This window comes from Pelagicoccus sp. SDUM812005 (assembly GCF_031127875.1).
In the GTDB taxonomy this organism is placed as follows: Bacteria; Verrucomicrobiota; Verrucomicrobiia; order Opitutales; family Opitutaceae; genus Pelagicoccus.
Window position 1 is genome coordinate 100,139 of record NZ_JARXIA010000019.1, and the last position, 26,409, is coordinate 126,547.

Here is a 26,409-nt window from a genome sequence, read left to right on the forward strand (position 1 = left end):
AAGCGGTGTCCTTGGTTTTTAGTCCTTGCTGGGATTTGCGATTGAAAGGGGTGCTCGGTGAGCGGGAGGCAGGTCGAGCGTGCGGCCAGTTATGGTTACGGTGATCGGCTGGTTGGCGCTGTAGAGGTAATGGTCTCCCGATTTCTCAAGGGATGCGTTCACGGATTTTCCTTTGCCGTCGATGCTTAGTCCGCCTTTGGACAGGAAGGTGCCTTGGCCGAGGTAGAGCGATTGGATGCCGGAATCCGATTCGGATACGACGGCGTAGGTGCCTGAGAAGGCGATGCCGGCTACGTCGGTGCGTGCGTGGGCGTCGGTGTTATTGAGAATGTATTGGGTGCCGTCGTTTTTTGTGGTGACTTCGAGTCCTACGAAATCGCCTTCGGCCTTGGACGGTGAGAGTGATTTTATGGATAGGAGAGCGCTGCCTTTGTCGGTGTAGAAGGGTTCGAAGATGGCGACGAAGGGCTTGCTCCAAGCTTCGCCGTCTTGGCGCACGACGAGGGTGGGGACGGGGAGGTCCCAGAGCTCTTTGGGAGCGGAGCCGCGCTGGAGGGTGCGTGCTACGGGGGAGTTAGCAGTGAAGACCGTACGCTCCTTGTTGCCCGCCATCCACAGACCCATGCTGACGTCGCGGTGTTTGCTCATGGTCACATCGAACTGGGCGTAGAAGTCGCGGTTCCACTTGGCGGCGCGTTTGTCGGAGAAGTAGTTGTAGGAGACGTCGTCGCCTGCGGCTTCGCTGAGCTCTTCGGTTGGGGAGAAGCTCAGGGAGTTTCCGGATAGGTCGGAGACAGCGAGCCTTTGGCCGAGGTTGTGGTAGATGTATTCGTTTTTCTTGTCTCGGCCGTCCTTGCGGCGGGAGCGGAAGATGTCGACGTAGTAGCCGGTCGACTCGCTCGGCTTGACGATGGCTAGGAGGCGGCGCTGTTGGGAGTCGGTCGCGGGATCGCCGAAGCTTGTATCCGAAAACGAATACGCGTCGGAAACGGGTTGGTGGCTACCGGGGGCGGGTTCGATGGCTTCGATGTCGAAGGTATTTTCCGCGCGTCGGGATGGATAGTAGGATTTTCCGTCGACGGATACGGTATTGTGGGCGGCGTAGCGCATGTAGTATTCGCCGTGGCTGGTGGTCCAGTAGGAGGGGCCGCGTCCGGCGTCGGGGCCGAGGATGAGGCCCTTGCCGTAGAGTTCCATGGCCATGCCGTTGGTTTGCATGTGGCCGCCGCGGGTACCGACGAGAGAGATCATGAGGCCGTTTTCCTCGTTCTGGGCGTTGCGCTGGGCGAGGAAATTGATGCTGTCGGCGTAGAAGGTGCGGGTGCGGAGGGATTCCTCCGGGCTGCCTTCGGGGAGGGCGTCAACGTAGCTGGTGAGGGCGTGCAGGGTGTCGATCTGGGAGCGGTCGTAGCCGTTGAGCTCGATTTGCTCCTTTAGGATTTGGGCGACTTGCAATTCCTTTTCCGGCTGCTCGAGGCGGCGGAAGCGTTCGAGCAGCATTTCCATAGAGGCGGTGTAGGGGGCTTGGTGGTAGGTGTCGCCGAAGCCTGGCATGAAGCCGTTGGGGTTGAGGAACTGGGCGGCTACGGTGGCGGCGGGAACGATGATTGGATAGTCTTCGAGGACGTCTTGGCCAGTGCCGTTGTGGATGATCTTAGCGAGGCCGAGAATGGTGTCGGTGACGCTGAAGGCGTAGCCCGGGGCCTCCGGCCAGACGCCGTTTGCGGGGTCGTAGGTTTCAGGGACGACGTCCTTGAGGGCTCGCTGGTTTTCGGTGGATTCCGTAGTGAATTGGCGGATATAGTGCTGCTTTCCTTTGCCGTCGGCGTAGTGGGAATCGTCTTCGAGGGCGAGGCCCATGTAGACGATGTAGCGGGCTTGGTTGATGTTCCAATTGCCCTGGGATCCGCCACCCGCGACGATGCGGTCGGCCCAGCGTCGGAACAGGTCTTGGATGATTCGCACGTCCTTGCCGTTTTCGACGAGGTAGTCGTGCAGGTAATCGTAGCTGACGGCGAGGGTGCGGGTGATGCGCTCGTGGATGACTTCGAAGGTGGCGAGGCCGATGATACGGGCGCTTTTGTGGTCTTCGAAGGTTTGCGGATTTTCGCGGTGGTACATGCCGAGGGCGTAGGTCCAGACGATGTCTGCGGCGAAGGTAGCGTACTTTTCTTCGCCGGTGTACCAGTAGAGGAAGGCCGCTGTTTCGGCGAGTTCCATGATGCGCTCGTTGATGCGCTCTATGGTGTGCCCAGTTTGGTCGATGGGAGCCCATTCCCAGGGATGCCCCGGTTTGGTGTGGTTTTGCAGCCACATGCCTCGTTCGTCGTCGGAGTAGGGCTGCACGTCTTCGAGGGCGGGAGTGCTGTAATCGGAATTCCAATCGCGGCCTCCGGCGAACTTGACGGTGGGGACGGGGGCCTGTCCTTCCCCGTGGGACCAGACGGAACCGTTGACGAAGGTCTTTTGGTAGCGGGTATTCCAGTGCATCTGGAGGCGAGAGACGATCCACTCCGGATCGTCGAGGTGGCGGTCGACGTAGGGATCGACGGATTCCTTTAGGCGCTGGTAGACGCCCTTGGCCCAGTCTACGTTCTCGATCTTGGCTTGGAGGGCGGCCTTAGTGGAGTCGTCCCCGTAGATGGAAGGGTGCTCGGACGCCGCCCAAATGGGGTGCGCAGCTGAAAAGGCGAGGGCGAACCAAGCTGTTATATGAAACAGGGAAGCGGGTTTGAACGGGGTCATAATTGAGAGACCGTAATAGGCTTGGCATCCCTGTTCGCTCCTCAAGGACGGCGCTGTTTACCATGGTAAATGAAAGGTGGATCCCAGATTGGCTGCAACGCCGGCACCTGTCGCAGCGGTAGGTGCAGTCGTTGGGGGAAATCTGTATAAATCGCGCCAAAACTTTGTGAGAATAACCTTTTTTTACAAAAGGAAAACCCTAGGGCGCCGATGGGTCGTATGAGTATCCTTGCAAAACCTGCCCCTTGACCCCGCCCCAATGTTATCAAGCCAACCTAAGTACGCGCGATCAATGGCGCGGACGCGTTTCCTTCTCCTAGGAGCCGGCGGTGTCGCCATCGCGAATGCGGGCTGGTTGGCGAGCGTGGTCGATTCCGGTTTGGGAAGGTCTCTGGCCCTCGCTCTATCGATAGCGGGAATTCTGCTGCTTTGGAGAGTTTATAGCCGCTTGGCACTCGTCGAGCAGGAGGTGCGGGCAAAGGAGGAACAATTGAACTTCGTGTTCGATTCGGTACCGATCGGCTTGTACTGGTCTTACCACCGAGAGGGTGAAAGTCCCAGGCTGGAGGACCGGCTGTTCAATCCGGCCCATTTTCAGATAACGGGGCTAACGAAGGAGGATATGATGAATCCCGGGGCCTTTGCCAGGATCACGCATCCGGCGGATTTGCAGGCCCAGCGGAAGGTCCGCGCCCAGCTTGCCACGGATCGGGAGAAGGAAGTTTCGATGGAGAAGCGGTACTTGAGGAGCGATGGCGAGCTTGTTTGGGTGAAAACGACTTGGAAGCGCTTGTACGACGCGGACGGAAAAGGCTTTAAGGAGATCAACACTATCGTTGATATCACGGAGCAAAAGAAAGTGGCGGCGGAGCTCGAGCAGTCGCGAATTGCGGCGGAAGAGGCGAGTCGTTCCAAGAGCCTTTTCCTGGCTTCGATGAGCCATGAAATCCGTACCCCGATGAACGGCATGATTGGCATGTTGCACATCCTCGAATCGCACCTCGACGAGGAGAATCTTTCGTATCTGAAGATTGCCCAGAATAGCGCGAACGATCTGTTGGCTCTGATCAACGATATCCTCGATTTTTCGAAGATCGAAGCGGGCAAGATGGAATTCAAGTATCGGAAGGTCGCCTTGGACGAGTTGCTCGAGCGAGGGGTAGAGATCCATGCCAGCAACGCGTTCGAAAAAGGCTTGGATTTAAGCGTCCGTATCCAGCCCGAGTCATTGATCGAGATAAACACGGACCCGCACAAGCTCAGGCAGGCGCTATCCAACCTAGTTAGTAACGCGATCAAGTTCACGGAGCGCGGCTCGGTCGTGGTCGGATCGCGGATGGATCGAAGCGAAACGGGTTTGGAGCGATTGGAAATTTACGTCCAGGACACGGGGATCGGTTTAGACGCCGGGAGCCGGGACCGGCTTTTCCACGCGTTTACGCAAGCCAACGAATCCACGACGCGTAAGTTCGGCGGTACCGGGCTTGGACTCTCGATTTGCAAAAGCATCGTCGAAAACCTAGGTGGGGAAATTGGTGTCGAGAGCGAATTAGGGAATGGATCCAAGTTCTGGATACGATTCCCGCTTGGCGATGGCGAATTCAATGGGGAACTTCTGCAGCGAGATCCGGAGTTGGCTCTCCCCTGCGTACTGGTCGTTGACCGGTCAGCTGAGACTTTGGACTACCTGCAGTCTTGGTTGCAGCATTGGGGATGCCCCATGGTTTTGGCCAAAAGCCTCGACGAAGCCAGAGAGCGCTTGGTCGATAGCGAAGCGATCCAGGCGGTATTCCTAGACGCCTCGCTTTGGCGAACGGACGAAAGCAAGTGGACGCGGATGATGGAGCACGAACCGAAGTTGGCGGGCGCCCGTTTCACCCTGCTTGAAAGGTTAACCAGCGATGACCTGCGGAAGATGCCCGACTGGGCTTCGGGCAAGTTGAATAAGCCGCTAAGGATTCGACAACTTCATGCGGCAGTTTGCGCTCGAAAAGTGGATACAGATCAAGCGGAGTCGCCCGACGAGTTGGCGAGCGTCCGGACAATTGACTTCAGCGGGGCAAACGTATTGGTCGTGGAAGATAATCTGACCAACCGTATGATCGTTACCAAGCTGTTGAAGCTGAAGTATTGTATCGATGCGGATACTGCGGAAAATGGGCTCGACGCTCTAAGCCTCATGCGAGGCAACCGTTACGACATGGTTCTTATGGATTGCATGATGCCGGAAATGGACGGCTACGAGGCGACTCGCGCCATTCGCGAAGGCCTAGCGGGCGAGGAGAATCGGAGCATTCCGATTATCGCCCTGACGGCGAACGCGATGGAGGAAGATCAGAAGGAATGCAAAGCGGCTGGAATGGACGACCACATTTCCAAGCCGGTTTCTATAAAGGAAATCCAAGCGACCTTGGAGCGCTGGGTTGGTAACGACTGCAACTGATATTCTGGCTTCTAAAGCGTTGCGGTCGATCCCTCTACCTCACAATTGCTTTTCGAAAACTTGATAGAAGCGTTCGTCCTTGTGGGCGGGGAGCGGGACTTTTAGCTGTAGCAAGGCTCCCGTTCCGGTTTGATATAGAGGCATTTTCGTCCAGCTGGGGTTCCTGAGGTCCTCGCAGATTTTTACCTGGTAGATATATTCGGGCTTCGAGTCCGGAATGGAGAGCAGCAGGTATTGCTGTCCGAGCGTGTCGCGGCTTATCTCCACACGGCCGGTCCGAACCGGGGATTCGAAGGAGTTCACGTTAATGTTGTAGAGCTCTACCACCTCGCTAGGAGTGAGGGCGCTGTCGTAGATGCGTACGTCGTCGATGGCGCCGGTGTAGAAGCGTTCGTCGATGGCGCTGCCAATGCGAGCGGCGGTGATGCCGGTGATAGCTTTGTTCTTTCCGGTTCCGGAATGCCAGAGTTCGCCGTTGCGGTAGATAAACATGGCTCCCACGCTGGCGTTTTTGGTGAAGGTCCAATGGGTCCAAGCTCCCTTGAACTCCTCGTCGGTAGCGCTTTTGTTGATACGGTCGTAGCTACCGTCGTAACCGGCGTCCCAATACACGGTCGCGTTTTCGAAGGGAAGATGGATGTTCAGTATCCGCTGGTTGGATGCGTTGACGGCGTAGAAGATCGAGTCGGCGAGTGGCTGCGAGTCACTGCCTTTAGCCCAAAAGGCGATGGAGATTTCCTCGTCGATGGAGTCGAAGACAGCTGCGGGAATTTCAATGCTTGTAGAGCTGCCGTTCATGGCGAGGGCCCTGCGGTCGGGCTCGTCGATCCAGCTGGGGGCGGCGACGCTGCCGTGGAACTGGTTGCCCGAGGAGTCGAGCGCGGTGGACCCGCTGCGGTCGTCGAGGCTCCAGTGGGCCCGAGTGGAGAGTTGAGGCTCGACAGGGTCGGGGCCCTTTTCGAAGGAGATGCGGTTGAGTTCGAAGGCGTTGGAGGCGCCGCTGATGCTGATTCTCATGCTCTGTACGCCTTCCGTGAGCGGGATGTCCGTGGCGACGGTCAGGTCCTGCCAGTCGTCGGGACCGTTGGAGCCTGTGGTTCCGTAGGGTAGAGTAACTTCGCCGGTGACGTCCGTTCCGCCGAAGCTGAATTTGATCTTTCCTCCGTTGGCTCTCGCTGCGTAGCGGATGGAGATACCGTAGGTGGTGGTAGCGGGCACTGCGACGGTGTAGGTGACCCACTCGCCATCTTGCAGGTCGGTGAGCGCGTATCCACCTTCTGAGCACGTGGCGATGTCCACTCCTTCCTCGGAGCGATAGGATCCTCCTGTATTGCTCGGGCTGGTATCGTGATAGGTACGGCCTTCCGCATCGCCGGCGAAGTGGTCGTAGTTTTCAGCTTCGATGCTCTGAGGGAGTACGTGCAGATGGAATTGAGGGAGGCCGTTCGCAAAGCCTACGATTGGATCGCCGTAGCAGCTGTCGGGGCGGCGGAAGCCGAGTCCGCCCCAGCCGATGGCGTCGTTTGTCCAGCCAGCGGCTTCATAGCCCGCTTCTTCGATCGCGATGTCGCGAGCTCGCAGGATCCATTTTAGTTCATCCTCGGTTTTGAGCCCTCTGCCGAGGTAGTGGGCGATAGGCATTTCGAAGATTGGGCGGACGTTGGGAAAGTCGCCGATTCCGATGGGGCTGATCGCTTTGGAAAACCAGCGACCGGTGCGGTCTAGGCGTTGTATGAATTCGCCGGATTCGACGGTTGGCACCCAGTGCGTTTCCTGGTCTGGATACGATTTGCGGTAGGTAACGTTGTAGCGGCTGTTGTATTCGAGGCCTAGGAGGAGGCGGTCGTCGGCGTGGCTGTAGAGATCGTCGCCTTGGTTCCATGCCATTTCGGACATGGAGCAGAGCAGGCCGATGCCGAAGAAGACGTGCTGCTGGTCGCGGGAGCTCTCCTGGCATTGTCCGTTTTCCCAGATGTAGTGGGTCATGACTTCGTTGTATCCATAATCCTCGATGCTGTCTCCTTGGCTGTGACGATAGGTGTCGGCGTACTCGTTGGAGGAGAGGAGCTCGGAGCTTTCACTGGGACCGGGCGGATAGGGCAAGTCGTCGGGGCGGTGGGGAAGGCCTTGGATGTAGCGCAAGGCCCGGTCGTACATGATTTCGTTGTCCAGGAAAATCCCCATGGCCATAACGGTTCGCCAACCGGAGAGTCCTTGGTTGCCGTGGCGACCGGAGTCGCCTTGGTAGGATTTCCAGTAGAAGGTTCCGTTGGTTCGAGAAACGGTGGGTGGAACTTCTGTATTCGAATATCCAGGATAGATGAGCATGGCCTTGAAAGCTTCGATATCTTCCGGAGCCCAGCCGTCGTAGGTGCTTTTGATGATTTCGGCGGCTTCGATCATGATATAGCCGACGCCGCCGCTGAGGGCGTCCGTACCGCCGCTGGTGACGGCGGTGAGACCGGTCCAGGAATTGAAGATTTCGACCGCTTTGTCGGCGTGGCGGGTGTCGCCGGATAGGTACCAGCGGATGGCGTTGTAGTAGGCTGCCCGGATGTCGCTGTTCCAAGCGCTGTAGTTGACCTTGTTGTCGCGGCCGAGCTCGGTGAAGGATTTGTCGCCACGGACGGTGTAGTCGTAGCTCGACTTCGAGTCGGCGACCATTTCGAGGTAGGAGGAGTACCACGGGTCGATCTTGGCCTCGACCATGTACTTCATGCGGTCGAGGTCGGACTTCTTGTGCGAGATGCCTGGGTGGACGAAGTTCCGCTGGGCGGATACGGCGCCCGTCAGGATCGAGGCAATGAAAAGGAGGGTGATGAGGGGGCGTGTTCGTGTATTCATCGGGCCTGAAAGTCGGATGATTTAGGGGGATCCGATCAGGCTCTCGAGTGAGGAAGTGTGGGGCGAACTGTTCCGATGTTACACTGGAAACGGCGAGCGCTGCTAGCGGTCGCCGCGCGGCTCCGCTACTCCTCGTCGGTCTGGCTGCTGGCGTCCTTCAAGAGCTCTTTGGCTCGAGCGATGGCGTGCTCCTTTTCGGGGCCATCGGCCATTTCGAAGGCTTGGTTGAGCATATCGAGGGCGGTGTCGGTATCGATGAACTCCAGTTCGAGGTCGGAGCCACCGAAGATCGGCTCGCAATCGGGCAAGGTGGTGTCGACGATCGGCTCTTCGATCTTGGCCTTTCGTTGCATCCACATCTGGTGCGGGATGGTGCCTTCCTGTTCGAAGGCGTAGAAGGGGCCCTGTTGGTCGAGTCCTGCCTCGCGTACGGCGTCGGCTAGGTCGGGGACGTATTCCTCGATCTCGGGAAGCGCGTTTTCGATTTGGAGGTCCCACATGAGCAGCTTTCCGCTGCGGAGGGCCCGGTAGTGGAAAAGCTCGGGACGCTCCGAAATCGCCTTGAGCACGACCTCTTGGGGAGCCTGCAGGACAAGGCCCTCGAGTCGCGTAGCTAGGAGCATGGATGCGAGGTATATCGGTAGAGGAAGTGATATGTTTTCTTCTTCCATAGATCTCCATGCTGGAAGGAGGCGCTTTTGAACGCGAGAGGATTTAGCTGCGGATAGGGATGCAATTTGCGATTGCGGAGTGGCGAAACGCGTGTCCATTCGCCGCTCCGCAGGGGGCTAGCTGGCAGCGTCGGTCGAAGGCATTCCTCGAATGACGATGCTGCTCGCGGCGTGGCGGGTGGCCGCCTTCGGGCTATTGGGCGGCCTCTTGGTATAGCTCCTCTGTTCGCTGCCGTAGTTTCTTTAGAACTTCGGCGAACTCGGGATTGCCGACCAGGTTGTTCATCTCCTGCGGGTCGCGTTCGAGGTCGTAGAGTTCCTCGATCGGTGGGGTGTGCTCGTAGTAGACAAAGTATTTCCAGCGGTCGGTGCGGACGCCGCGGGAGCGATAGGATTTGTTGGCGTCGATGAGCTGCTGGTTGATCTTGTCCACGTCGGGATCGTGGCGGGAGCGAAACAGGTCCACGAGGAAGAGGTTTTCCATGAGGACGGCGTCCCGCCACTGGGATCGGTCTTGGGTTTGGTGCAGCAGGCCGGTGAAGTCGTGGCCTTGGGAAAGGGAAGGCGCGTTGACTCCGGCTAGAGAGAGGATGGTGGGGGCGAGATCGACGGAGGAGATGAGGGCGTGCTCGCGTCGGCCTGGCGTGGATACGGGCTCGCGTCCGTCGAAGACGATGAGCGGGGCCTTGACGGATTCTTCGTAAAGGATGCATTTGTCGAAGAGTCCGTGGGAGCCGATGAGGCGGCCGTTGTCGCTGGTGTAGATGATAATTGTGTTTTCGAGCAGGCCCTTTTCCTTGAGCTTCTCCACCATGAGCCCGACTTGCTGGTCTACGGTGTAGCCTTGGGTGGCGAAGCGGCGGACCTGGCGTTGGTAGAGCTCGGGGGTGGAGGTGCGGTTCTTGTGGAGAGGGACGCCGCGGGCGTTTTCCTTGACGACCTTTGGCAGCTCTTCGTTTTCACCTTCGACCCAGTTTTCGGGGGCAGAGAAGACGTGGTCCTTGAAGAGCTCGTAGTGCGGCATGTAGACGTGGTCGTTGCTGTCGTGCTTGACCGCATAGAAGCTCACGGAGAGACAGAAGGGCTGGTTCTCGGGTTGCGTATCCAGAAAGTTGAGAATGGCTTTGCCGGTTCTGAGGGTTCGGGTTTCACCCTTCTGCTTCTCGCCTTGGTAGATCCGTTGCAGGCCGGGATCCTCGGCGGGCCACATTTCGAACTTCTTGTTTTCGACGGTTTCGGCTCCAGCGAAGTAGTCGAAGACGTGCCGCATGTTCTCTTCGTAGAAGTGCTGGGCGGGGGTACTGGGACGGGTGGCTTCTTCGGTGACGGTGAAGCCGACCTTGCCGATGAAGCCGGTGCGGTAGCCGGCGGCCTTGAGCAGGGCAGGGTAGCTTTGGTTGAAGTCGGCTCGCGAAAGCGTGTAGTCGTTGGGGGCGACGAAGCCGACGCGGTGGCTGGAGTAGTGGCGTCCCGTCAGTACGGTGACGCGGCTGGGCATGCAGATGGCGACCGCTTGGATGGCGTTGTCAAAAGTGACTCCTTGGGCGGCGAGGCGGTCGAGGTTGGGAGTCTTGAATTCCGTATTCCCGTAGCAGCCGAGCTGGTTCCAGCGCTGGTCGTCGGTCATCAGGAAGATGATGTTCGGCTTCGAGGCGTCGCGTGCGATTTCCTCTGAAGCGCTTGCCGCGGCATGCGCGGCGGAGCTGCTGAACAGGCAGAGAGAGAGCAGGAAAAAGGGGGCAAGGAAAACGTTTACCCCCCAAAAGAGTGTTTGCGAAAGGAAAGGTTTTTTCATCGGGGTGTATTCGCTTACCACTGGGCCCAGTGTCCGAACAGCCTTCAATCCTTCCTTTGCTTACCTTGGTAACGTGGCGGTCCTGAGTCGCTTTCCAGTGTAAACTGGGGGGCGGTTGCTCGGTTGCTTCGAAGGTTTCCTCTAGCTTGCGAGCTTGCTGCAGCGAGCGGCGGCCCTTTCGACCTCTGTTCCCGTTTCAGCCCCATTGCCCTTCCTTTTTTATCAATCATGTTATTCTCACGCTTTTTCGAACAGTGTACTAAAGTCGCTTTGCTGGCGCTTGCTCCCGCGGCGTTCGCCGACTTCGATCCGGAGCTTCACGAGCAGGTGAAGCCTATGGAAGCCGAGGACAGCCTTGCTTCCATGGTGGTGCAGGATGGGTATCGGCTAGAGTTGGTAGCCAGCGAGCCGATGGTGGAGGAGCCGGTGCTGTTCGAGTTTGACGGCAACGGTCGCATGTACGTGGCGGAGATGTTGACGTACATGCAGGACGCGGACCGTACGGGGACCATGCAATCGACCAGTCGTATCAAGCGCCTAGAAGATTTGGACGGTGATGGCGTGATGGATACGTTTACGATATTCGCGGACAACCTGCTCTTGCCCCGCATGATCCTGACCCTGGAGGACGGGCGGATTTTGGTTCGTGAAACGAATACCTTGGACCTGCTTCTGATCGAGGATACGGACGGCGACGGCGTAGCTGACAAGCGAAGCGTATTCTACAAAGGCGGTAGACGCGGCGGAAACCTGGAGCACCAGCCCAGTGGCTTGCTTTGGTCGATCGACAATTGGATTTACGAAACGTATACGAAAAGTCGATACCGGATCGATGGCGAGGGGATGCGTACCGAGGAGACCTTGTACGGCGGCGGCCAATGGGGCTTGACGCAGGACGCGGCCGGAAGGCTCTACTACTCGACCGCTGGCGGCGAGGACCCGGCGTTCGGTTTCCAGTTTCCCATCGTGTACGGCCGAGTAGTGGTGGAAGACGAGCAGGCGAAGGGGTTTCGCGAGGTTTTTCCCTTGGACCAAACGCCGGACGTGCAGGGTGGTCTGAAGCGATTGCGCGATGACAACACCTTGAACAAGTTTACCGGAGTGGGAGGGCAGAGCATCTACCTGGGGGACGCGATGCCTGAGCTGCAGGGGAATCTCTTCCTGCCGGAGCCAGTGGGTAACCTGATTCGCCGCGCGGAAGTGAACCGGGAAAACGGATACACGCAGCTGACGCATCCCTACCAGGACGAAAAGAAGGAGTTCATCGCAACGCGGGACGCGAATTTCCGTCCGGTTTGGAGCGGCACGACTCCCGACGGCGGCTTGATGTTCGTAGACATGTATCGCGGCATTATCCAAGAAGGGAATTGGACCAAGAAGGGCAGCTACTTGCGGGAGGTGATCGACAAGTACGGCTTTGACCGAAATATCGGCCGGGGACGTATCTACCGTTTGACGCGGGACGGAGCGGCGTATGGCGAACAGCCGCGCTTCTACGGCATGAGGCCGCAGGAAATGGTATCGGCTCTCTCGCATCCCAATGGCTGGTGGCGTATGACTGCCCAAAAGCTGATCGTGCTCTCGCAGGACTTGTCGGTGGTCGAGGCGCTGAAGCGCAAGGCATTGTCGGACGAAAACGCCTTGGGCCGCTTGCACTCGCTTTGGACCTTGGAAGGTCTAGGAGCGATCGACGAAGATTTATTGACCAAGCTAATGCTGAACGATTCGGACTCGGACGTGCGTTCCGCAGCGGTGCGCATTTCCGAAGCGTTGGTGAAAGAAGGAAACGAGGATGTACTTAAGCTTTGGGTACAGATCGCGAAAGGCGACGACGTGGAGCTTAGCCAGCAAGTGCTTCTATCGCTATTCTACCTGGACAAGAGCGAGGACTTGCGGAACGAGATTCGGGAGTACGCGCAAGCCCGAAATCCCGAAGCGCGCGGCTTGGCTGCGATCGAGGAGCATGAAAATTGGATCAAGGCGGAGCAGGAGCGCGAAGCGCAAATGGCGGCGCTCGGCGAAGAGTTTTCAGAGGCCTATGCGGCGGGGCAGACGATATATCGTACCCTGTGCTATACCTGCCATGGCGAAGACGGCACAGGCGTAGCGTTGCCGGATGGCAGCAAGCTCGCACCTTCTTTGGCTGATAGTCCGCGGGTAAAGGGGGGTATCGGCACCTTGGCCCGCATTATTCGGGATGGCCTGCAAGGCCCTATCGATGGCAAGACCTATGGCGGGGGCGTAATGGCCGGCATGGGTAGCAACGGAGACGCGTGGGTTGCCAACGTGCTTACGTATCTACGTGCCGAATACGGCGACTTGGAGCAAGTGGTGCGCGAAGAGCAAATCGCGAAGGTGGCGAGCTTGGATGCCGATCGTTCCGAACCGTGGACTCTCGAGGAGTTGGTGGAACGTTACGGCAAGCGCCTGGTCGCCGACGAGACTTGGGAGGTCAGCGCCAGCTCCGGCGAGGATCGGCTCTCTTACTTGCTGGATGGGGATACTCGTACTGCTTGGCAGGGAGATGAGGGAATGGTTTCCGGGCAATGGCTACAGGTCGAGTTTCCGGAGCCGCGTCGTCTGAGTCGGATCGTCCTCAACAGCGGTCGCTCCAAGAGGGACTTCGCTCGCGCGTTCCGCGTCGAGTATTCGCAAGATGGCGACACTTGGGAGCTTTTGGAGGAGAACGAAGTGGGCCAAACCGTTTCGACGGTGGAAGCCTTGGGGCTTGCGGCGCGCTTCATTAAAGTCACTCTACTGGCTGGCCCCCCAGAACGACGTTGGGCAGTAAACGAACTAGAGCTGTATGGAAGCAAAACCGATGACTAATACCCTAATTAAGACAATTACCCTTGCCGCAACCCTTTTGGCTCTCGCTTTCCAAGCGGGTTGCAGTTCTGCCGATGGTCAGGAGCGCATGCGTGTGCTGATCGTGGATGGACAAAACAACCACGACGTCTGGCCCAAGTCCTCGCAGATGATGAAGCAGTATCTCGAGGAGACGGGGCTTTTCGAAGCCGAGATCGATCGAGTACGCTACGTTTGGAAAGGCGAACGCTTCTTGCCCGAGTACGCTTTGAACGACGGCGTGGAACGCGAGGCGGTGAAGCAGCCCAAGCCCGATCCCGACTTTACTCCGGACTTTTCCCAGTACGATTTGGTGATTTCCAATTTCGGATGGAAAGCGGCGCTTTGGCCGGATGAGACGCGAGCGGCCTTCGAGCAATACTTGTCGCAAGGCGGAGGCCTGATCGTAGTGCACGCGGCCGACAATTCCTTCCCAGAATGGGATGAGTACAATCGCATGATCGGTCTCGGTGGCTGGGGCGGTCGCAACGAGACGCACGGGCCCTACGTTTTTTATAACGAGGCAGGCGAGAAGGTGGTCGACCACTCCGAAGGCAAGGGTGGAACCCACGGAGCTCGCAGCGAGTTTTTGATCGAAATCCGGGATCCGGAGCACCCCATCACGCGCGGCATGCCTGCTCGCTGGCTGCATACCGAAGACGAGTGCTACGGCAAGTTGCGCGGTCCGGCGGAAAACATGACAATCCTCGCGACTGCGTATTCAGATCCGAATACGAAAGGGACCGGACGCCACGAGCCGATGTTGATGACGATCGGCTACGGAGAAGGCCGCGTTTTCCATATGACATTGGGGCACGACGAACTTGCTTTCCAAGGGGCGGGCTTCATCGCCACCCTCCAGCGCGGAGCGGAATGGGCAGCTACGGGAGAGGTCACTCAGGAGCTCCCCGAAGATTTCCCAAGCGAGACGGAGGCCACGTTTAGGCCATTCGTTCGCAAATAGAATTTATTGCATTGGGCGCCAGGAAATCTGGTGCCCATTTTTTTGGTACACGCCTCTATGAATTGACGGCTTAGTTGCGGCGGTTTCGGTTGGGCGGGGCCGCGTTGGGATCGTAGGTCCGGTTGGCGGTCGGCATTTGGGCGTTCGCTTGCCGGAGAAGTTGCTCGAGGCGTTTCGCCAGTTCGGCCGTTTTCTCCGCTTGGCGTTTGGAAAGGTCTTTCGTTTCGCCGAGGTCTTGCTTCAGGTTGAAGAGCTGAAGGGTTCCGGTTTCAAGGTCCTTGAGCAATTTGTAGTCGCCTGCGATCAGGGCCGACTGCGGCTTCTGGAGGGGACCTTTCCCGTAGTGCGGAAAGTGGAAGAGAAAGGGCGTTTGCTCGCGGGTCAAGCGGCCGGTGGGGTCTGCGAGCAGCGGCGTCAGGCTGGTACCGGCGATGCGGTGTTCGAGCTCGATGCCGGCGAGGGCGGCGAAAGTCGGATAGAGGTCGCATCCGGAAACGCTTTCCTGCGAGTAGGCGTGTGGAATGCCGGGACCGCTTATGATCAGCGGGACGCGAATTCCGCCCTCGTAGAAGGTTCCTTTTCCGCCTTGCAGGGGCGTATTGGCTTGGATGCGTCGGTTGGAGCCGGCCCCGTTGTCGGACATGAGCACGATATAGGTTTCGTCCCTGAGCCCGAGTTCGTCGAGCTTGGCGAGCAGCAGTCCGATGCTTGTATCCAGATTTTGGGTCATGGCCGCGTAGCTGGGGTCGCTGTGGCGCTTTCCTTTGCTCTTCTTGCGGTACTCCGCCTCGGTCTCGCTCAAGGCCTCGAAGGGGGTGTGGACGGCGTAGTGGGAGAGCTGAAGGTAGAAGGGCGATTGGGCTTTCGCTTGGCGGGAGAGGAAGTCGATAGCTCGGTCCGTGATTCCGAAGATGTCCTTGGGATTGTTTCCGTCCTTGTTGGCGGGGGCGTCGTTGCCGGTGGCTCCGTCGTGTTCGGCGAAACCGTGCTCGCTGGGCGAGGCTTTGCCGAGGTGCCATTTTCCGAAGTGGGCGGTGGAGTAGCCTTTGCTTTTCAAGGTCTCCGCTAGGGTTATTTCGCTGCTGGGGAGAGAGCGGACGAACTGAGCCGAGGCGAGCTTTTGGTAGCTCTGCGGACGGCCGGCTCCTGGAGTGGTCATCTGCAGCTCGGCGGGCGTCTTGCCGGTGAGGATGGCGGCGCGGCTCGGCGTGCAGAGAGCGGCGGGGGCATAGGCGTTGGAGAAGACCATGCCTTGGGCGGCGAGGGTTTCCAGGTGGGGCGTTTGGTAAAAATCGCTCTTGGAGTTGGGATCGTTTTCCCGCATCGGGACCGATGTCCCGGTCCAGCCCATGTCGTCGACGAGGATGAATAGGATATTGGGCTCGGCGGCGTGGCTTGCCGCGAAGAGGGAGAGGGCGGCGAGGAGGAAGGCGTAAGTTTTTTTCATCTATCGGTTTGCTCGGGGGCGGCCTTGGGGAGCTTCGTCTGCGGTGACGAAGCCGTCGCCATTTTTGTCCAGGCGATCGAAGCGTTCGTCGGGTCCTCTGAATTCCTGGCGGCTTACCTTTCCGTCGCCATTGCGGTCTGCCCGTTGCAAGAAGTCGCCGCCTGGCTGCGGGCGGCCGTTTTCTTGTGCTCGGGGGATCGGGGCTTTGCTTTTTTCTAGCTCGGGGCCTTCGCTTACCGGCTCAGCTACTCCGCCTCGAACGGCCCGTACTAAATTTTGGGTACGAATCACGTCGCCCTGCGGTCCACGTCCTTGAGGGAAGCGCGACGCATCGCCGACCTTCGGATCGCTTCGCTGGGCGCCGGCTCCGTGCACGTCCATGAGTTCGGTGGAACCGCTGCGGCGGTTGGGCATGAAGCCGAGGGAACGGCCGAAGTTGAGGTAAACGGCGGCGCTTGCGTTGCGGTAGTTCGCGTGGGTGGTGCTGGTCCAGTAGTGGGCGAAGTCTTTTTCGCCGCCTTCGTTGACGATTTCTGTATTCTCGAAGATCGGGTCGATGGCTGCGGATTGGGTCGCGTCCGGGGAGCGGCTGTAGTCGAGGATGCTTTGCAGTTCCTTGGCGTTGGGCAGGCGCCAGTCGGTGTGGCCAGCGAGTTCCAGGTTTTCCGCGTATTCAAGGGCGGAAGGCCAGTCTAGGCCAGTTTGGCTGTCTTGCTTCATCCAGGTGAGGCCGGTGGCGTGGTCGGTGATGGTGCCGTCGCCGTTGTCCTGGAAGCGGTTGGTTCCGTAGTTCGGGTTTCCGCGCACGTAGAGGGCGAAGAACTGGGTGGTGCCACGGCGGCTTTCGATGGGGTAGCCTTTGATGCGTCCGTCTGCGAAGTTGACCCCGAAGACGGTTTGCGAGCCTCCCATCGTGGTGCCTACGTATTCAGTGTTGGATACGTATTGGGCGTCGATGATGCGTTCGCCTTTGCGGGTGTCGCCGTACTGGAAATTGAAGATCGGATCGATGAAGGGCGTGAGGTCGCCGCTGGCCTTGCTGTTGGGATCGACATCCCTGCCGCTGAAAAGGATGAGGGAGTAGAGTTCTTTGATGCTCGGCAGTCGCCAGTCGTCGTGTCCTCCGGTTGTGAGCTTGTCCGCTTTCTTGCGAGCCTGGGCAAGGCTGAGCTTTTCGCCGGGATCCTGCGTCCACATGAGCCCCGTCACAAGGTCGGAGACGGTGCCGTCGCCGTTATCTTGGTAGCCGGGTTGGTTTCCGGCATAGTGGGCGTCCTGTCCGAAGAAGCGGTCGCCGGGTTCCGGGAATTCGATTTCGCTTCGCTCGTCGAAGGCTCGGACCTGTCCGGTATCGACGATGGGGTACTCGACTCCGTCGGAGGCGAGGCTTGCGAAAGCGAGGGAGAGCGAGGGGAGCAGTCTAGTCATCATGCGAGTAAGCCAGAGCAGGATTGCGAGAAATCGGCCCTGAAGATTACAGAACTGTAATCCTGCAGGGAAGTACTCGTTTGTCAGGTTGGCCTTAGCGGAAAACGGGACTCGACCGAATCGGAGCAAGTCCCGTCTCGAAAACTTAATTACGCCTCCGCCTCTGGCAAACCTAAGGAGCGGATACGCTTTGCCCGGCTTTCTCGCTGCGGATGGTTTTTCCGCCGCTGAGTTCATGGGCTGTTATCTGCACGTCTCCAGCTTCGCTATCCAAGCCTTCGATCGTGATTTCCTGGGTGCGGCCGTCGGCCAGTTCGACGATGATTTCGTTGGGCCCGGTAGCCGTGACGGCCTTGATCATGGATTCGCGTTCATGGGGTTCGATGACCGTGAGGTATCGCGCTTCGCGGCCGTGGGTACGCACGGCTATGGTCTTGAAGCGGGAACTTTCGTCGCCGAGCGGAAAGTCTCCGCCGATCTTGGCCTGGAAGCGGACGGCGTCGAGTCCTTCGAGATCGAGGGTGAAGACGGCTTCCTTTTCGATGTTCGCCGGCATGCCCGGTATCGAGAAAGGCATGGCTTCGCCGCCGATTTTGATCGGGCCGCCGTAGTAGTCTTCGCCTCTGACTTCGGGCTTGCGGGTGTTGTCGAATTTCCCTGCGAGTTCGAAGAGCGGAAGGGTTCTGCCGTCTTTGGTGATCAGCACGGGGTTGCCCCAGAAAATGGTGTCCTTCTTGTCGTTGTCGACCTTGGTCCGGAGCACGAGCTGCTTCTTGCCGGAGAGGTCGAGATCGATGTTTTGGCTGCCGAGGATCCAGGCACCGGTTTTTCCGTCGAGCAAGGTTTCGCCGTCGGCGCTCACGCTGTACCAGAGCTTCTTATTGACGCCATGGGATTCAGGAGCGGTGCCGATCATGATTTCGGCTTGGCGTGGCCAAGCGTTGAATACATTGATCTTCAGGTCTCCGTCGAGGCTGTGCGGGAGGCGGACGCCTTCGTTGTCGCAGCCTTCGCCCCAGCATTGTTCGAAGCGGGTGTGAGCGGTGCCTTCGGTTTCGTACCAGACGCAATCCGTAACGAACTGGGCGCTGCCGATGGGATTTTCGCTCATCTGGTTGCTGCGGCGGAGGATGGCTGTATTGTCGGACTGGATACCTTTGAATCCTTTCGCTTGGAACATCCAGTCGAACTGGTGCTCCTTTTCGCCTTTGAGGTAGTCGGCGAGCAGGATGTAGTCGTCCATCACGAGCATGGCGCGGCGTTGCAGCACGGGTTCCGTGTAGCCGGTGACCGCTCCGTATTCCGGTGGGTTTTCAGAAATGGGGATGCTGCGACCTTCTTCCCACATCTTTTCCGAAAAGGGGACTTCCTTGTCGTAGACGATACCGCCGTAGGGGGGCCAGCTCCAGCGGGAGTCGGTTTCCACCACGGTGGCCTGCATCATCTCGCCGCTGTGGAAAAGCGTGCGGCGATTGGGCACGGGCTCCTGCTGCTTCTCGTCGACCACGACCATGTTCTTGGTTGTGGAGGTTTGCTTGAGGAACTTGTAGAGGTAGCTGCCGTAGCCGTACCAGTAGGTGAGCGGGCCCCAGAAGCTGCGGCCGTGTCGCATCATGCTGACGAGGTTGGTACGGTCGAAGTGCCCATGGTAGCCTCCGTGGGAGCCGTAGTGGAGAGCGGCTTGAATCTGCTCGCTCTGGGGGCGGCCGGGCGTTTGGGAGCGGAGCTGGACGATGCCCATGTTGTCGGCATAGGCGGAGACCTTCATTTTCTCCGAGGTGACCTCAGGCAGGTCGGGGACGCCGTAGAGCAGGTCGCGCTTGTCGCCGCGGTTGATGATGGCGGCGTATTCGGGATCGCGATACAGGTAGTAGGCGAGCTCGTATGGCTTTCCGGATACCATGCTTTCCACCGCGTCATTGATGGCAGGCACGACGCCGCGGAAGTCGAGGAAAGGGATGGAGGCATCCCACATGTCCTTGATGCTGACGTGGTTCTTTTCGATCTTGCCCCACTTTTCGAACTGCATGCCGTACTGGCCGCCGACGCGGCGGCTTGCGAGCAGGGAGAAGTGCTTGGTGGTTCCGATGGGGAAAGTCATGTCCTTGAAGTTGATGCCCCAAGGTTCGAGAGCGATGGCGATTTCGGAGAATTCGGAGGCGACCCAAGTGTTGTAGCCGACGGCGCACTCGTACCACCAGCCGTCGCTCATGATGCCGTGTTCGAGGTGCTTGTAGATGCCGGTGGGCGATGTCAGGAGCTGGTCGATGAGGTGCCAGTCCTGGAGGTTGAGGGCGCAGTAGAGGGCGGCGGTGATTTCGGCGACGTTCCAGTTGCTGATGGCCCCGCGGGTGTTGCCTTGGATGGTGCGTTCGGCAAAGAGGCGGAAGGTGGCTTCGATTTGGGCGGCGTCTTCCGCGGTGACGAGTTCGCTGTCGCGGATCATGTCGTAGGCGCGGCCGGTGGCTTGCCAAAACTTGCCCTCGCCGACGAAGGAGTTGCTCCCGCCTACGAGGGTGGCGGGATAGCCGTAGTCCGGGTCGCTAACGTGGCGAAGGACCTCGAGGCACTTGGCGGCGTATTCGGTTTTTCCTGTCAGCTGGTAGGCGATGGCGGTGTTGAAGATTTCGCGTCCGTCCGTGCTGAATACGGATTGGCCGAGGAGGGACTCCTCTCCTTTGAGTTTGCGCGTACGAGGAGCTGGTACCTGCCACCGATCGGCTCGGCGGGTGTAGCCCTCGAGGCCTTCCTTAGCCCAGTCGTAGTTGTCGACTTTGTCGCGGACGGCTTGCCACTTTTCGGCGGTGAAAACGATGTTGGGAGTTGGGACGCGAACGGCGGTTGTCAGTTCGAGGGTGGCAGTGGCGGCTCCGTTTCCGTTCGGGATGGCCTTGATTGTCTGTTTTTCGCGGATACCGGTTGGCAGGTGCTCAGGGATGACGACGGTGACCTGGATCGTTTGGCTTTCGCCGGGAGCGAGGTCGAGGGCGTTCGGCTCGAGGGTGGCGGCCATGGATTCCCAGCCAAGGGTTTCGATGCGTAGTTGAACGCTCTGGGGAGTTCGAGTGGTGTTGCCGACTTCGAGTTGATAGGTGACCTCGGTTCCGGCTGCGGAGGAAATGCCGCGAATAGGGGCCTCAAGGGCCACTGCGGCGCCTTTCACGAGGCGGACGTCGCGTAGCTTATGGGATGCCTTGGCAGGAGATTCGAAGCTTAGCTCGAGCTGCCTGATGGCGAAGAGGGTGCCCCATTTTTGTCCGGCATCGATATCGAAGAGCTCCCATGGCACGTAGACCGAGCGCCAGCCTTGTCCGGCGATGCGGACCTTGGCCGTGCTGACGGGATTGCTCTCGTTGTAGTCCTGCGGATCCACCTTCATGACGACGGTGGCTTCGGTGCTGTCGTTGCTGGGCGAATACAATTCGAAGGCGATGCCGGAGTAGGGCGTCCAGTCCGCGGAGTCGCCCCAGTAGTCGCGTTTGATGCCCGGGTAGTAGACCCGGTTCTGCTGGGAATAAGTATAGGAGAGGACCGTGCTTGGCGGCACGTTTGCCGACTCGTTTTCGACTTTTTGGACGCCCGACCAATCGGAGAAGTCGGCGGCGCCGATCTGTTGGAAGACTTCGGCCCTTAGAAAAGGCGCCAGAAAGAGGGCGAGCAGGAAGAACGATGATTTCATGAGAGAGCGTAACTTAAAAAGGGGCGGTAGGTCGCAAAGTTTAAAGCCTTCGCGAGGCCAAAGCGCTTGCGAGCCGCCTTTCTAGTTACACTGGATAGCGACGCGCGAATCTCTCGTCAATTCCGCCCGCCGCTTCTGCAAGAGTCCTCTATTTCTCGAGAATCTCGGCTAACTCGAAGAGGTCGCTCACGACGTAGTCCGGCTTGATGGCGAGCGGGTAGAGGGTTTTGCCGGGGCGCGTGATGAAGGCGGCCTGCATTCCTGCCGCTTTGGCTCCGGCTATATCCCAGCCGTGGGCGGCTACCAGCATGGCTTCTTCCGGCTTGACGCCCATCTGCTCGAGGGCCCAGCGGTAGCTTCGGAGGTCCGGTTTGTAGACCTTGATGTCTTCCACGCTCAGGCGGCGTTCGAAATATTCGGTGAGTTCGGCGTTCTCGAATTGGGTTTGTACCCCGCGGTTGGAGGAGTTGGTCAAACTGGCCAGGGTGATTCCGGTGGCTTTGATGCGGGCGAGGCCTTTCTTGACGTCCGGATGGGGCGGGAGGCTACGCAGCGGAGTGACGATGGCCTTGCGCGCTTCCTCCTCTGTGAGCTCGATCCCCTTGCTTTCCGCGACCATGAGCAGGGCTGAGACTCCGATTTCTCCGAAGGTGTGGAAGCGTTCCGTTGCGGTATCCACGAGCGAGTGGTGCAGCATGGTGGAGAACCATAGGCCCAGCAGGTCGTCTCTGCCGTCCAAGGCTTCGGCTACGGAGGAGCGTAGGTCTTCGAGGTCGAGCAGCGTCTCGTTGACGTCGAAGAAGATAACTTTAGGCGTAGGCAAGCTGCTCTCGGAGCTTTGGGCCGCTGCGAAAGGAGCGGAGCTAGAGGAGAGCGCGAGGCACCCAGCGATTGTTTTTAGAAGTGTTTTCATAGTAACCATCCCGTGTTTACAGTTGCGAGGAACGGACGCTTCGCCGTGCTGATTTCAGCTGATTTCTGTGGAAGGGGCAAAGCGAAGGGGGAGTCGCTGAGTTGGGCGCGGAAGCTAGGCGCGGCTCGCAAGGCGGATTACCAGTAGGGTGGTGTCGTCTTGCGGAAAGTTTTTTTCGGCATGCGTTTCGAGGTGATCGAGCAGGTATTGCGTGATTTCGCGAACGGGTTTGGTTCCGCATTTCTGGAAGGCTGCCGCTAGTCCGCTCGTTTCCAGCTGCACGCCGTTCGAGTTGACCAGCTCCGTGGCCCCGTCGCTTGTGAAAAGCAGGCAGTCGCCCGACTTTACTGGCAGGGTGGTGCGATCGAAACTCTCGCAGATTCCCAATCCCAAGGCGCCCTGGCTTGGTATCTCGACGATTTGCACGTCTGCGGTTTCGGCTTTGTACCAGAGGAGAGGCGGCTGGCAGGAATTGGCAAGCGCGAGCTGGTAGCTGTCATCGTTTTCCTGATACAGGGTTCCTGCCATAGCTGCCAGAAAGCCTTCGGGGATGAGTCCCTCCAAATGAACGTCGAGCTCCCGCAACGTTTCGTCGGGATTGCAGGGATCCTTGTTCATATGGAAGTCAGCCAGGTGTTTCGCGAGCATGGTGAAGAGCCCCGCGGAAACGCCGTGACCGCTGATGTCTCCAAGAAAGAAGGACAGTCGTGTGTCCGTTTGCAGAGGAAAGGTGACTAGGTCGCCGGATACTTCGTTCAGGCTGGTCATGGAGACAGCTACTTCCGCGAAGGGTACGGAAGGCGTGGGCCCGGGAATGGCCTTTCGCTGCACGGCGCGAGCGTTTTGCAGGTCCTTTTCCATGATTTCGTTTTTCGCGCGCAGCAGTTCGCGGCTTTCCTCCAGTTCGAGCTGGGCTTTGACCTGTTCGGTGATGTCGCGAGTGATGCCCATCAGGCCAACGATCTCGCCCGAATCCAAGCGAAGCGGAATCTTCGTCGAATTGACGTAGGTGACGCGTCCATCCGGCCAGGTTTCCTTCTCCACGTAATTGATGAGCTGGCGATTTTTGCTCATGAGCTCCTGTTCCTCCTTAAAGGTTTGCTGGGCGTGTTCGCGGGTGAAGTAGTCGTAGTCGCTTTTGCCGTAAAGGTCTTCCACCGAAGCGACTTTGAACTTTGACGCCATTACGTCGCTTACCCGAACGAATCTGCTTTGACGATCCTTGAAGTAGACTTGGTCCTGGGTTTGCTTGAGCAGGGCCCTGAATAGCATGCCAGCTCGGGCATCCGTCAATTCGTGGTTGGCACCTTTGTCTTCCGGTTTGTCGTGGGTCATGTCGGTTGAAGGATGAGGTGGAACTGATGGCAGGAACGTCCGTTATTTCTGCGAAAGCGACTCTGCGAAGCTTAGTGGCAGAGTCGCAATTGCGCAACGTTGTAGCGCGGTTTGGAATGGATCCTTGGCTGCCATGGCCGCTAGGCTGCCAGCCTTTGTATCGATACGAAACGGACCCTTCCGATAAAGCTACCAGAAGGGTCCGTGGGCTAAATTGCTCGATCGCTATGATTCGTATCAGGAAAACTATGACACTAGAACTTTACGGAAAGCTCCGAGGTGAATCCGTCGAAGCCTTTGCCGATTTGACCGCCGGAGTTGGCGCCTTCATCTTGGTCCACGTATTCGAACTTCAGGAGCGTTCTGTCATTGATCCAGTAACCCGCTGCGACCTGGAGGCGCTCGGCGGTATTGTTTGATTGGGAAATAAGGTCCGATGTGTTTTCAGCTTCGGCGTAGCGAGCGGCAACGTAGAACTTTTCCGGAACCAGGTACTGTTGGGCTTCTAAGATGTAGTATTCTACGGACGAGTTCCCGCGTACCACGTACATGGCGTCATGGGTGGTCCCGTTGGGATCTACAACTCCATCGGTTCCGAAGTAAGTGATGCCAGGGACGGCGTTGCCCGCGGTATCTGCGAAGGTGTAGTCGTCGGATGATTCGCCTATCATGAAGATGAGGCTGGTGTTCGGGGTCGGCTGGTAGGCCAGGTTCAGCTGCAGGATCGACTGGTCGAGTCCGGGCAAGGCTCCGATATGGGTGTCGCGTTCGCTCGATCCGGATGCGGAAAAGTTATAGTTGTCTCCATCGCCGAAACGGTAGTTGGTAGTCGTGACACCAGCGAGACTCGCGAGGCCGCCAGCGAAGGTCAGCTGGTCGCCCTGGTTGGCCTGGAACATATTCAAGCCGGCCTTGAAGCCGCCGGCGAACTCCAGCGTACCTTGAAGCCGGTAGTTGTAGCCACGATTGTCCTGGAAGGCTTCGCCGAAGCTCGAGGTCGTGACGTGTCCTGCCAAGTTGTAGCCGGTAATGGGACCGCCGTCGTCGAGCGTCTTGCTGTAGCTCAACTGAACGCCGTTCTCCGCGGTTGCGTAGTCGATCATGCCATTGCCGATGAGGGCGTTGCCCTGATTGTCGGCCCCGTCTTGGAAGCCCTTGAACTGGAAGGGGGCGGCGCCGATGTTTCCGATGCGGAGGGTAAGGTCGGCGTCGTCCTGCTCGGAGTTCGTCAGGCCGAAGAGGTCAAACTCGATCCCTGCGAAATCCTGGTGGAAAGCGAAGTCGCGATCGCCGTTGTTGCCGAAGTCGTTCGGTTCTTCGGCGATATCGACGTCTGCCGTGATATGCTCGTTGATATGGAACTTGAGTTGCAAGTTGAGCCTTAGCCGCCCGAAGCCGTCGGATTGGACTTCGTCCTCGGGACGGAAGGCGCCGGCCTTGGCCTGGATCGCCTGGTAGTTTTGCAGAGCCAGGAAATTGATTTCGGCGCGACCATCCAGCCACGAGTTGACTTGCCCTGCCGGTACGTAGGCAGGAGCTGATTTGCTTAGCTTTTCCGCCTGTAGGCCGAAGGGAGCCGAGGCGGCTAGGACTGCGGCCAGTCCGGTAGCGTAGGCGAGTTTGCTCTTATGGTTCTGTGTTTTTTGTGTAGTCATATTTCGATCTGTTAAGGTTGCGGGTGTGTTGGTTTTACGTGTTGGAAATTGGGTATCGATCGTTGGCTTTAGGCATGGCGGTAGCGTTACGCTTGCAGAGTAGCGTCGCGGTGTTCGGGAAGGGGGGGAGCAAGCGGGTTATTCGCGGGCGAAGAGCTGGGCTTGCATTAGCCTGGCGATGTCCGGGCTTTCGTAGAGTTCGCCCAGCAATTTACTGTATACATCGGTAAAGGTTTCGTTTTGGGCGAGCTCCCCAAAAACGGGTTTTAGTTTGAGGAAAGAGAGCTTGTTCTTGGAGGATGCCGATGCTGCCTTGTGCAGCTCTTCCTGCATCGCGTCTACGATTTCAAGTGCCTCGCCCTGTCTATCGGTACCTTTGTCGGAGTAGAAGCACCACGCGGCGATTACGAGGGCTGAGTATTCGATACTGCCGCCGCGTTGCAGGTTTTCGTGGATCGTGGGAATGATAAACTTCGGCAGCTTCGATGAGCTCTCGAGGCAGATGCGGGCCAGGCTATCTTTGATATTAGGATTCCCGAATCGTTCGATCAATGAGTCTTTATACTTGTCGAGGTCGATACCCTGTACCGGGTCGAGCACGGGCGTTACCTCGAAATCCATGAAGCGCCGCAAGTAGGCTTTGAAAAGCGGGTCCGCGATGCAGCCGTCTATAGTTTTATGGCCATGGAGGGAGCCCAGCATGCCTAGCACGGAATGTCCCGCGTTGAGCAGGCGCAGCTTCATCGTCTCGTAGGGCGAAACGTCCTTCACGAACTGGGCCCCCACGGATTCCCATTGTGGCCGTCCCGCGGAGAACGTGTCCTCGATGACCCATTGGCAAAAGGGTTCGCAGGTGACTGGCCACTGGTCGATGACGCCGATTTCGCTTTTGAGCGTTTCGATATCGGCTGCGGTAGTGACAGGAGTGATACGGTCTACCATGGCGTTGGGAAAGCAAACTTCATCCTCTATCCATGCGGCGAGCGTTGGGTCTTGCTTTCGGGCGAAGGCCAGAAGCATTTTCCGGGTCATGTCCCCGTTGTGCTGGATATTGTCGCAGGATTGTACCGTGAACGGCGGAAGGCCAGCGGCGCGGCACTTCCTGAGTCCTTCCGTTAGGAAGCCGAAAACGGTGCGCGGGGCGCTAGGATTTGCCAGATCCTTCTTCACCTCGGGATTCTTGAAATCGAAATCGCCGGTCGCCGGATTGAAGTTATACCCGCCCTCGGTGATGGTGAGCGATACGATCTTCGTTTCCTTGCTCGCCATTCTGTCGGTTACGGCGGCTGGATCGTCGCACCCGAGCATGAAGTCTATAATGGACCCGATGACTCGATTTTCGACCTGTCCACCCGGATGCTTTACGATCACCGTATATAGGTAGTCTTGGAGCTTCAGTACGTCTGCGATCTTGCGATCCGCTTGACGCAGGCCCACGCCGCATATTCCCCAATCGGTGGCGCCGGTGGATCCTAGGAGCTCGTCGGTATACCAGGCTTGGTGGGAGCGATGGAACCCGCCCACGCCGATGTGCATGATGCCGGCCCTAAGCCGCTTGCGATCGTAGGTCGGACGGATAACCGAGTCTGGCAGATTGCCCAGGTTATCCTGGCTAAGGGGGAGGGGTGTATGGGGGGTCATGG

Annotated in this window: 14 protein-coding genes; 3 read left to right on the forward strand and 11 right to left on the reverse strand. The window is 58.5% G+C overall.

All coding sequences use genetic code 11. From position 1 onward, the window contains the following. Positions 1-18: 18 nt before the first annotated feature. Positions 19-2,745: a hypothetical protein gene (locus tag QEH57_RS19720; RefSeq protein WP_309008508.1), complete on the reverse strand. Its 2,727-nt coding sequence runs from the start codon at positions 2,743-2,745 to the stop codon at positions 19-21. A gap of 292 nt (positions 2,746-3,037) precedes the next feature. On the opposite strand from QEH57_RS19720, the gene QEH57_RS19725 reads away from it, so the two are divergent. Continuing rightward, entirely contained in the window at positions 3,038-5,188 is a 2,151-nt protein-coding gene (locus tag QEH57_RS19725) for a response regulator (protein ID WP_309008509.1), read from the forward strand. A gap of 39 nt (positions 5,189-5,227) precedes the next feature. On the opposite strand, the gene QEH57_RS19730 is transcribed toward QEH57_RS19725, so the two are convergent. The 3 genes from QEH57_RS19730 to QEH57_RS19740 all read right to left on the reverse strand — a co-directional run bounded on the left by QEH57_RS19730 (position 5,228) and on the right by QEH57_RS19740 (position 10,498). After that, entirely contained in the window at positions 5,228-8,032 is a 2,805-nt protein-coding gene (locus QEH57_RS19730; protein ID WP_309008510.1) for a LamG-like jellyroll fold domain-containing protein, read from the reverse strand. A 125-nt stretch (positions 8,033-8,157) separates the two neighbouring features. After that, positions 8,158-8,655 carry a hypothetical protein gene (locus tag QEH57_RS19735; protein WP_309008511.1) on the reverse strand — a complete coding sequence of 166 codons (498 nt, stop codon included), beginning with the start codon at positions 8,653-8,655 and terminating at the stop codon, positions 8,158-8,160. 241 nt (positions 8,656-8,896) lie between these two features. Continuing rightward, positions 8,897-10,498 (reverse strand): sulfatase-like hydrolase/transferase, encoded by a 1,602-nt coding sequence (locus tag QEH57_RS19740; protein ID WP_309008512.1) that lies wholly within the window; start codon positions 10,496-10,498, stop codon positions 8,897-8,899. A gap of 228 nt (positions 10,499-10,726) precedes the next feature. Here QEH57_RS19740 and QEH57_RS19745 point away from each other — a divergent pair, with 228 nt between their 5' ends. Beyond that, positions 10,727-13,327 carry a discoidin domain-containing protein gene (locus tag QEH57_RS19745; RefSeq protein ID WP_309008513.1) on the forward strand — a complete coding sequence of 867 codons (2,601 nt, stop codon included), beginning with the start codon at positions 10,727-10,729 and terminating at the stop codon, positions 13,325-13,327. Then, entirely contained in the window at positions 13,320-14,309 is a 990-nt protein-coding gene (locus QEH57_RS19750) for a ThuA domain-containing protein (protein WP_309008514.1), read from the forward strand. Before QEH57_RS19745 ends, QEH57_RS19750 begins: the two co-directional genes overlap by 8 nt. 70 nt (positions 14,310-14,379) lie before the next feature. Here the strand turns inward: QEH57_RS19750 and QEH57_RS19755 are convergent, their stop codons facing one another. From QEH57_RS19755 to QEH57_RS19785, 7 genes are all read right to left on the reverse strand, one after another. Next, positions 14,380-15,756 (reverse strand): sulfatase, encoded by a 1,377-nt coding sequence (locus QEH57_RS19755; protein ID WP_309008515.1) that lies wholly within the window; start codon positions 15,754-15,756, stop codon positions 14,380-14,382. After that, entirely contained in the window at positions 15,757-17,187 is a 1,431-nt protein-coding gene (locus QEH57_RS19760) for a DUF1566 domain-containing protein (protein WP_309008516.1), read from the reverse strand. Positions 17,188-17,356: 169 nt separating this feature from the next. Continuing rightward, positions 17,357-20,863 (reverse strand): hypothetical protein, encoded by a 3,507-nt coding sequence (locus QEH57_RS19765; protein WP_309008517.1) that lies wholly within the window; start codon positions 20,861-20,863, stop codon positions 17,357-17,359. A 148-nt stretch (positions 20,864-21,011) separates the two neighbouring features. Then, a complete protein-coding gene (locus QEH57_RS19770) occupies positions 21,012-21,785 on the reverse strand; it encodes a haloacid dehalogenase type II (protein ID WP_343224821.1) in 774 nt (257 codons plus the stop codon). A gap of 105 nt (positions 21,786-21,890) precedes the next feature. Further along, positions 21,891-23,111: a SpoIIE family protein phosphatase gene (locus QEH57_RS19775; protein ID WP_309008519.1), complete on the reverse strand. Its 1,221-nt coding sequence runs from the start codon at positions 23,109-23,111 to the stop codon at positions 21,891-21,893. Positions 23,112-23,365: 254 nt separating this feature from the next. Continuing rightward, positions 23,366-24,766 carry a hypothetical protein gene (locus tag QEH57_RS19780; protein WP_309008520.1) on the reverse strand — a complete coding sequence of 467 codons (1,401 nt, stop codon included), beginning with the start codon at positions 24,764-24,766 and terminating at the stop codon, positions 23,366-23,368. A gap of 138 nt (positions 24,767-24,904) precedes the next feature. Then, positions 24,905-26,407 (reverse strand): mannitol dehydrogenase family protein, encoded by a 1,503-nt coding sequence (locus QEH57_RS19785; protein WP_309008521.1) that lies wholly within the window; start codon positions 26,405-26,407, stop codon positions 24,905-24,907. Positions 26,408-26,409: the final 2 nt, after the last annotated feature.

Bases quoted from the DNA above. Each gene is read 5' to 3' on its own strand.
- QEH57_RS19720 (WP_309008508.1), bottom strand. From the start codon at position 2,745: ATGACCCCGTTCAAACCCGCTTCCCTGTTTCATATAACAGCTTGGTTC.
- QEH57_RS19725 (WP_309008509.1), top strand. From the start codon at position 3,038: ATGGCGCGGACGCGTTTCCTTCTCCTAGGAGCCGGCGGTGTCGCCATC.
- QEH57_RS19730 (WP_309008510.1), bottom strand. From the start codon at position 8,032: ATGAATACACGAACACGCCCCCTCATCACCCTCCTTTTCATTGCCTCG.
- QEH57_RS19735 (WP_309008511.1), bottom strand. From the start codon at position 8,655: ATGCTCCTAGCTACGCGACTCGAGGGCCTTGTCCTGCAGGCTCCCCAA.
- QEH57_RS19740 (WP_309008512.1), bottom strand. From the start codon at position 10,498: ATGAAAAAACCTTTCCTTTCGCAAACACTCTTTTGGGGGGTAAACGTT.
- QEH57_RS19745 (WP_309008513.1), top strand. From the start codon at position 10,727: ATGTTATTCTCACGCTTTTTCGAACAGTGTACTAAAGTCGCTTTGCTG.
- QEH57_RS19750 (WP_309008514.1), top strand. From the start codon at position 13,320: ATGACTAATACCCTAATTAAGACAATTACCCTTGCCGCAACCCTTTTG.
- QEH57_RS19755 (WP_309008515.1), bottom strand. From the start codon at position 15,756: ATGAAAAAAACTTACGCCTTCCTCCTCGCCGCCCTCTCCCTCTTCGCG.
- QEH57_RS19760 (WP_309008516.1), bottom strand. From the start codon at position 17,187: ATGATGACTAGACTGCTCCCCTCGCTCTCCCTCGCTTTCGCAAGCCTC.
- QEH57_RS19765 (WP_309008517.1), bottom strand. From the start codon at position 20,863: ATGAAATCATCGTTCTTCCTGCTCGCCCTCTTTCTGGCGCCTTTTCTA.
- QEH57_RS19770 (WP_343224821.1), bottom strand. From the start codon at position 21,785: ATGGTTACTATGAAAACACTTCTAAAAACAATCGCTGGGTGCCTCGCG.
- QEH57_RS19775 (WP_309008519.1), bottom strand. From the start codon at position 23,111: ATGACCCACGACAAACCGGAAGACAAAGGTGCCAACCACGAATTGACG.
- QEH57_RS19780 (WP_309008520.1), bottom strand. From the start codon at position 24,766: ATGACTACACAAAAAACACAGAACCATAAGAGCAAACTCGCCTACGCT.
- QEH57_RS19785 (WP_309008521.1), bottom strand. From the start codon at position 26,407: ATGACCCCCCATACACCCCTCCCCCTTAGCCAGGATAACCTGGGCAAT.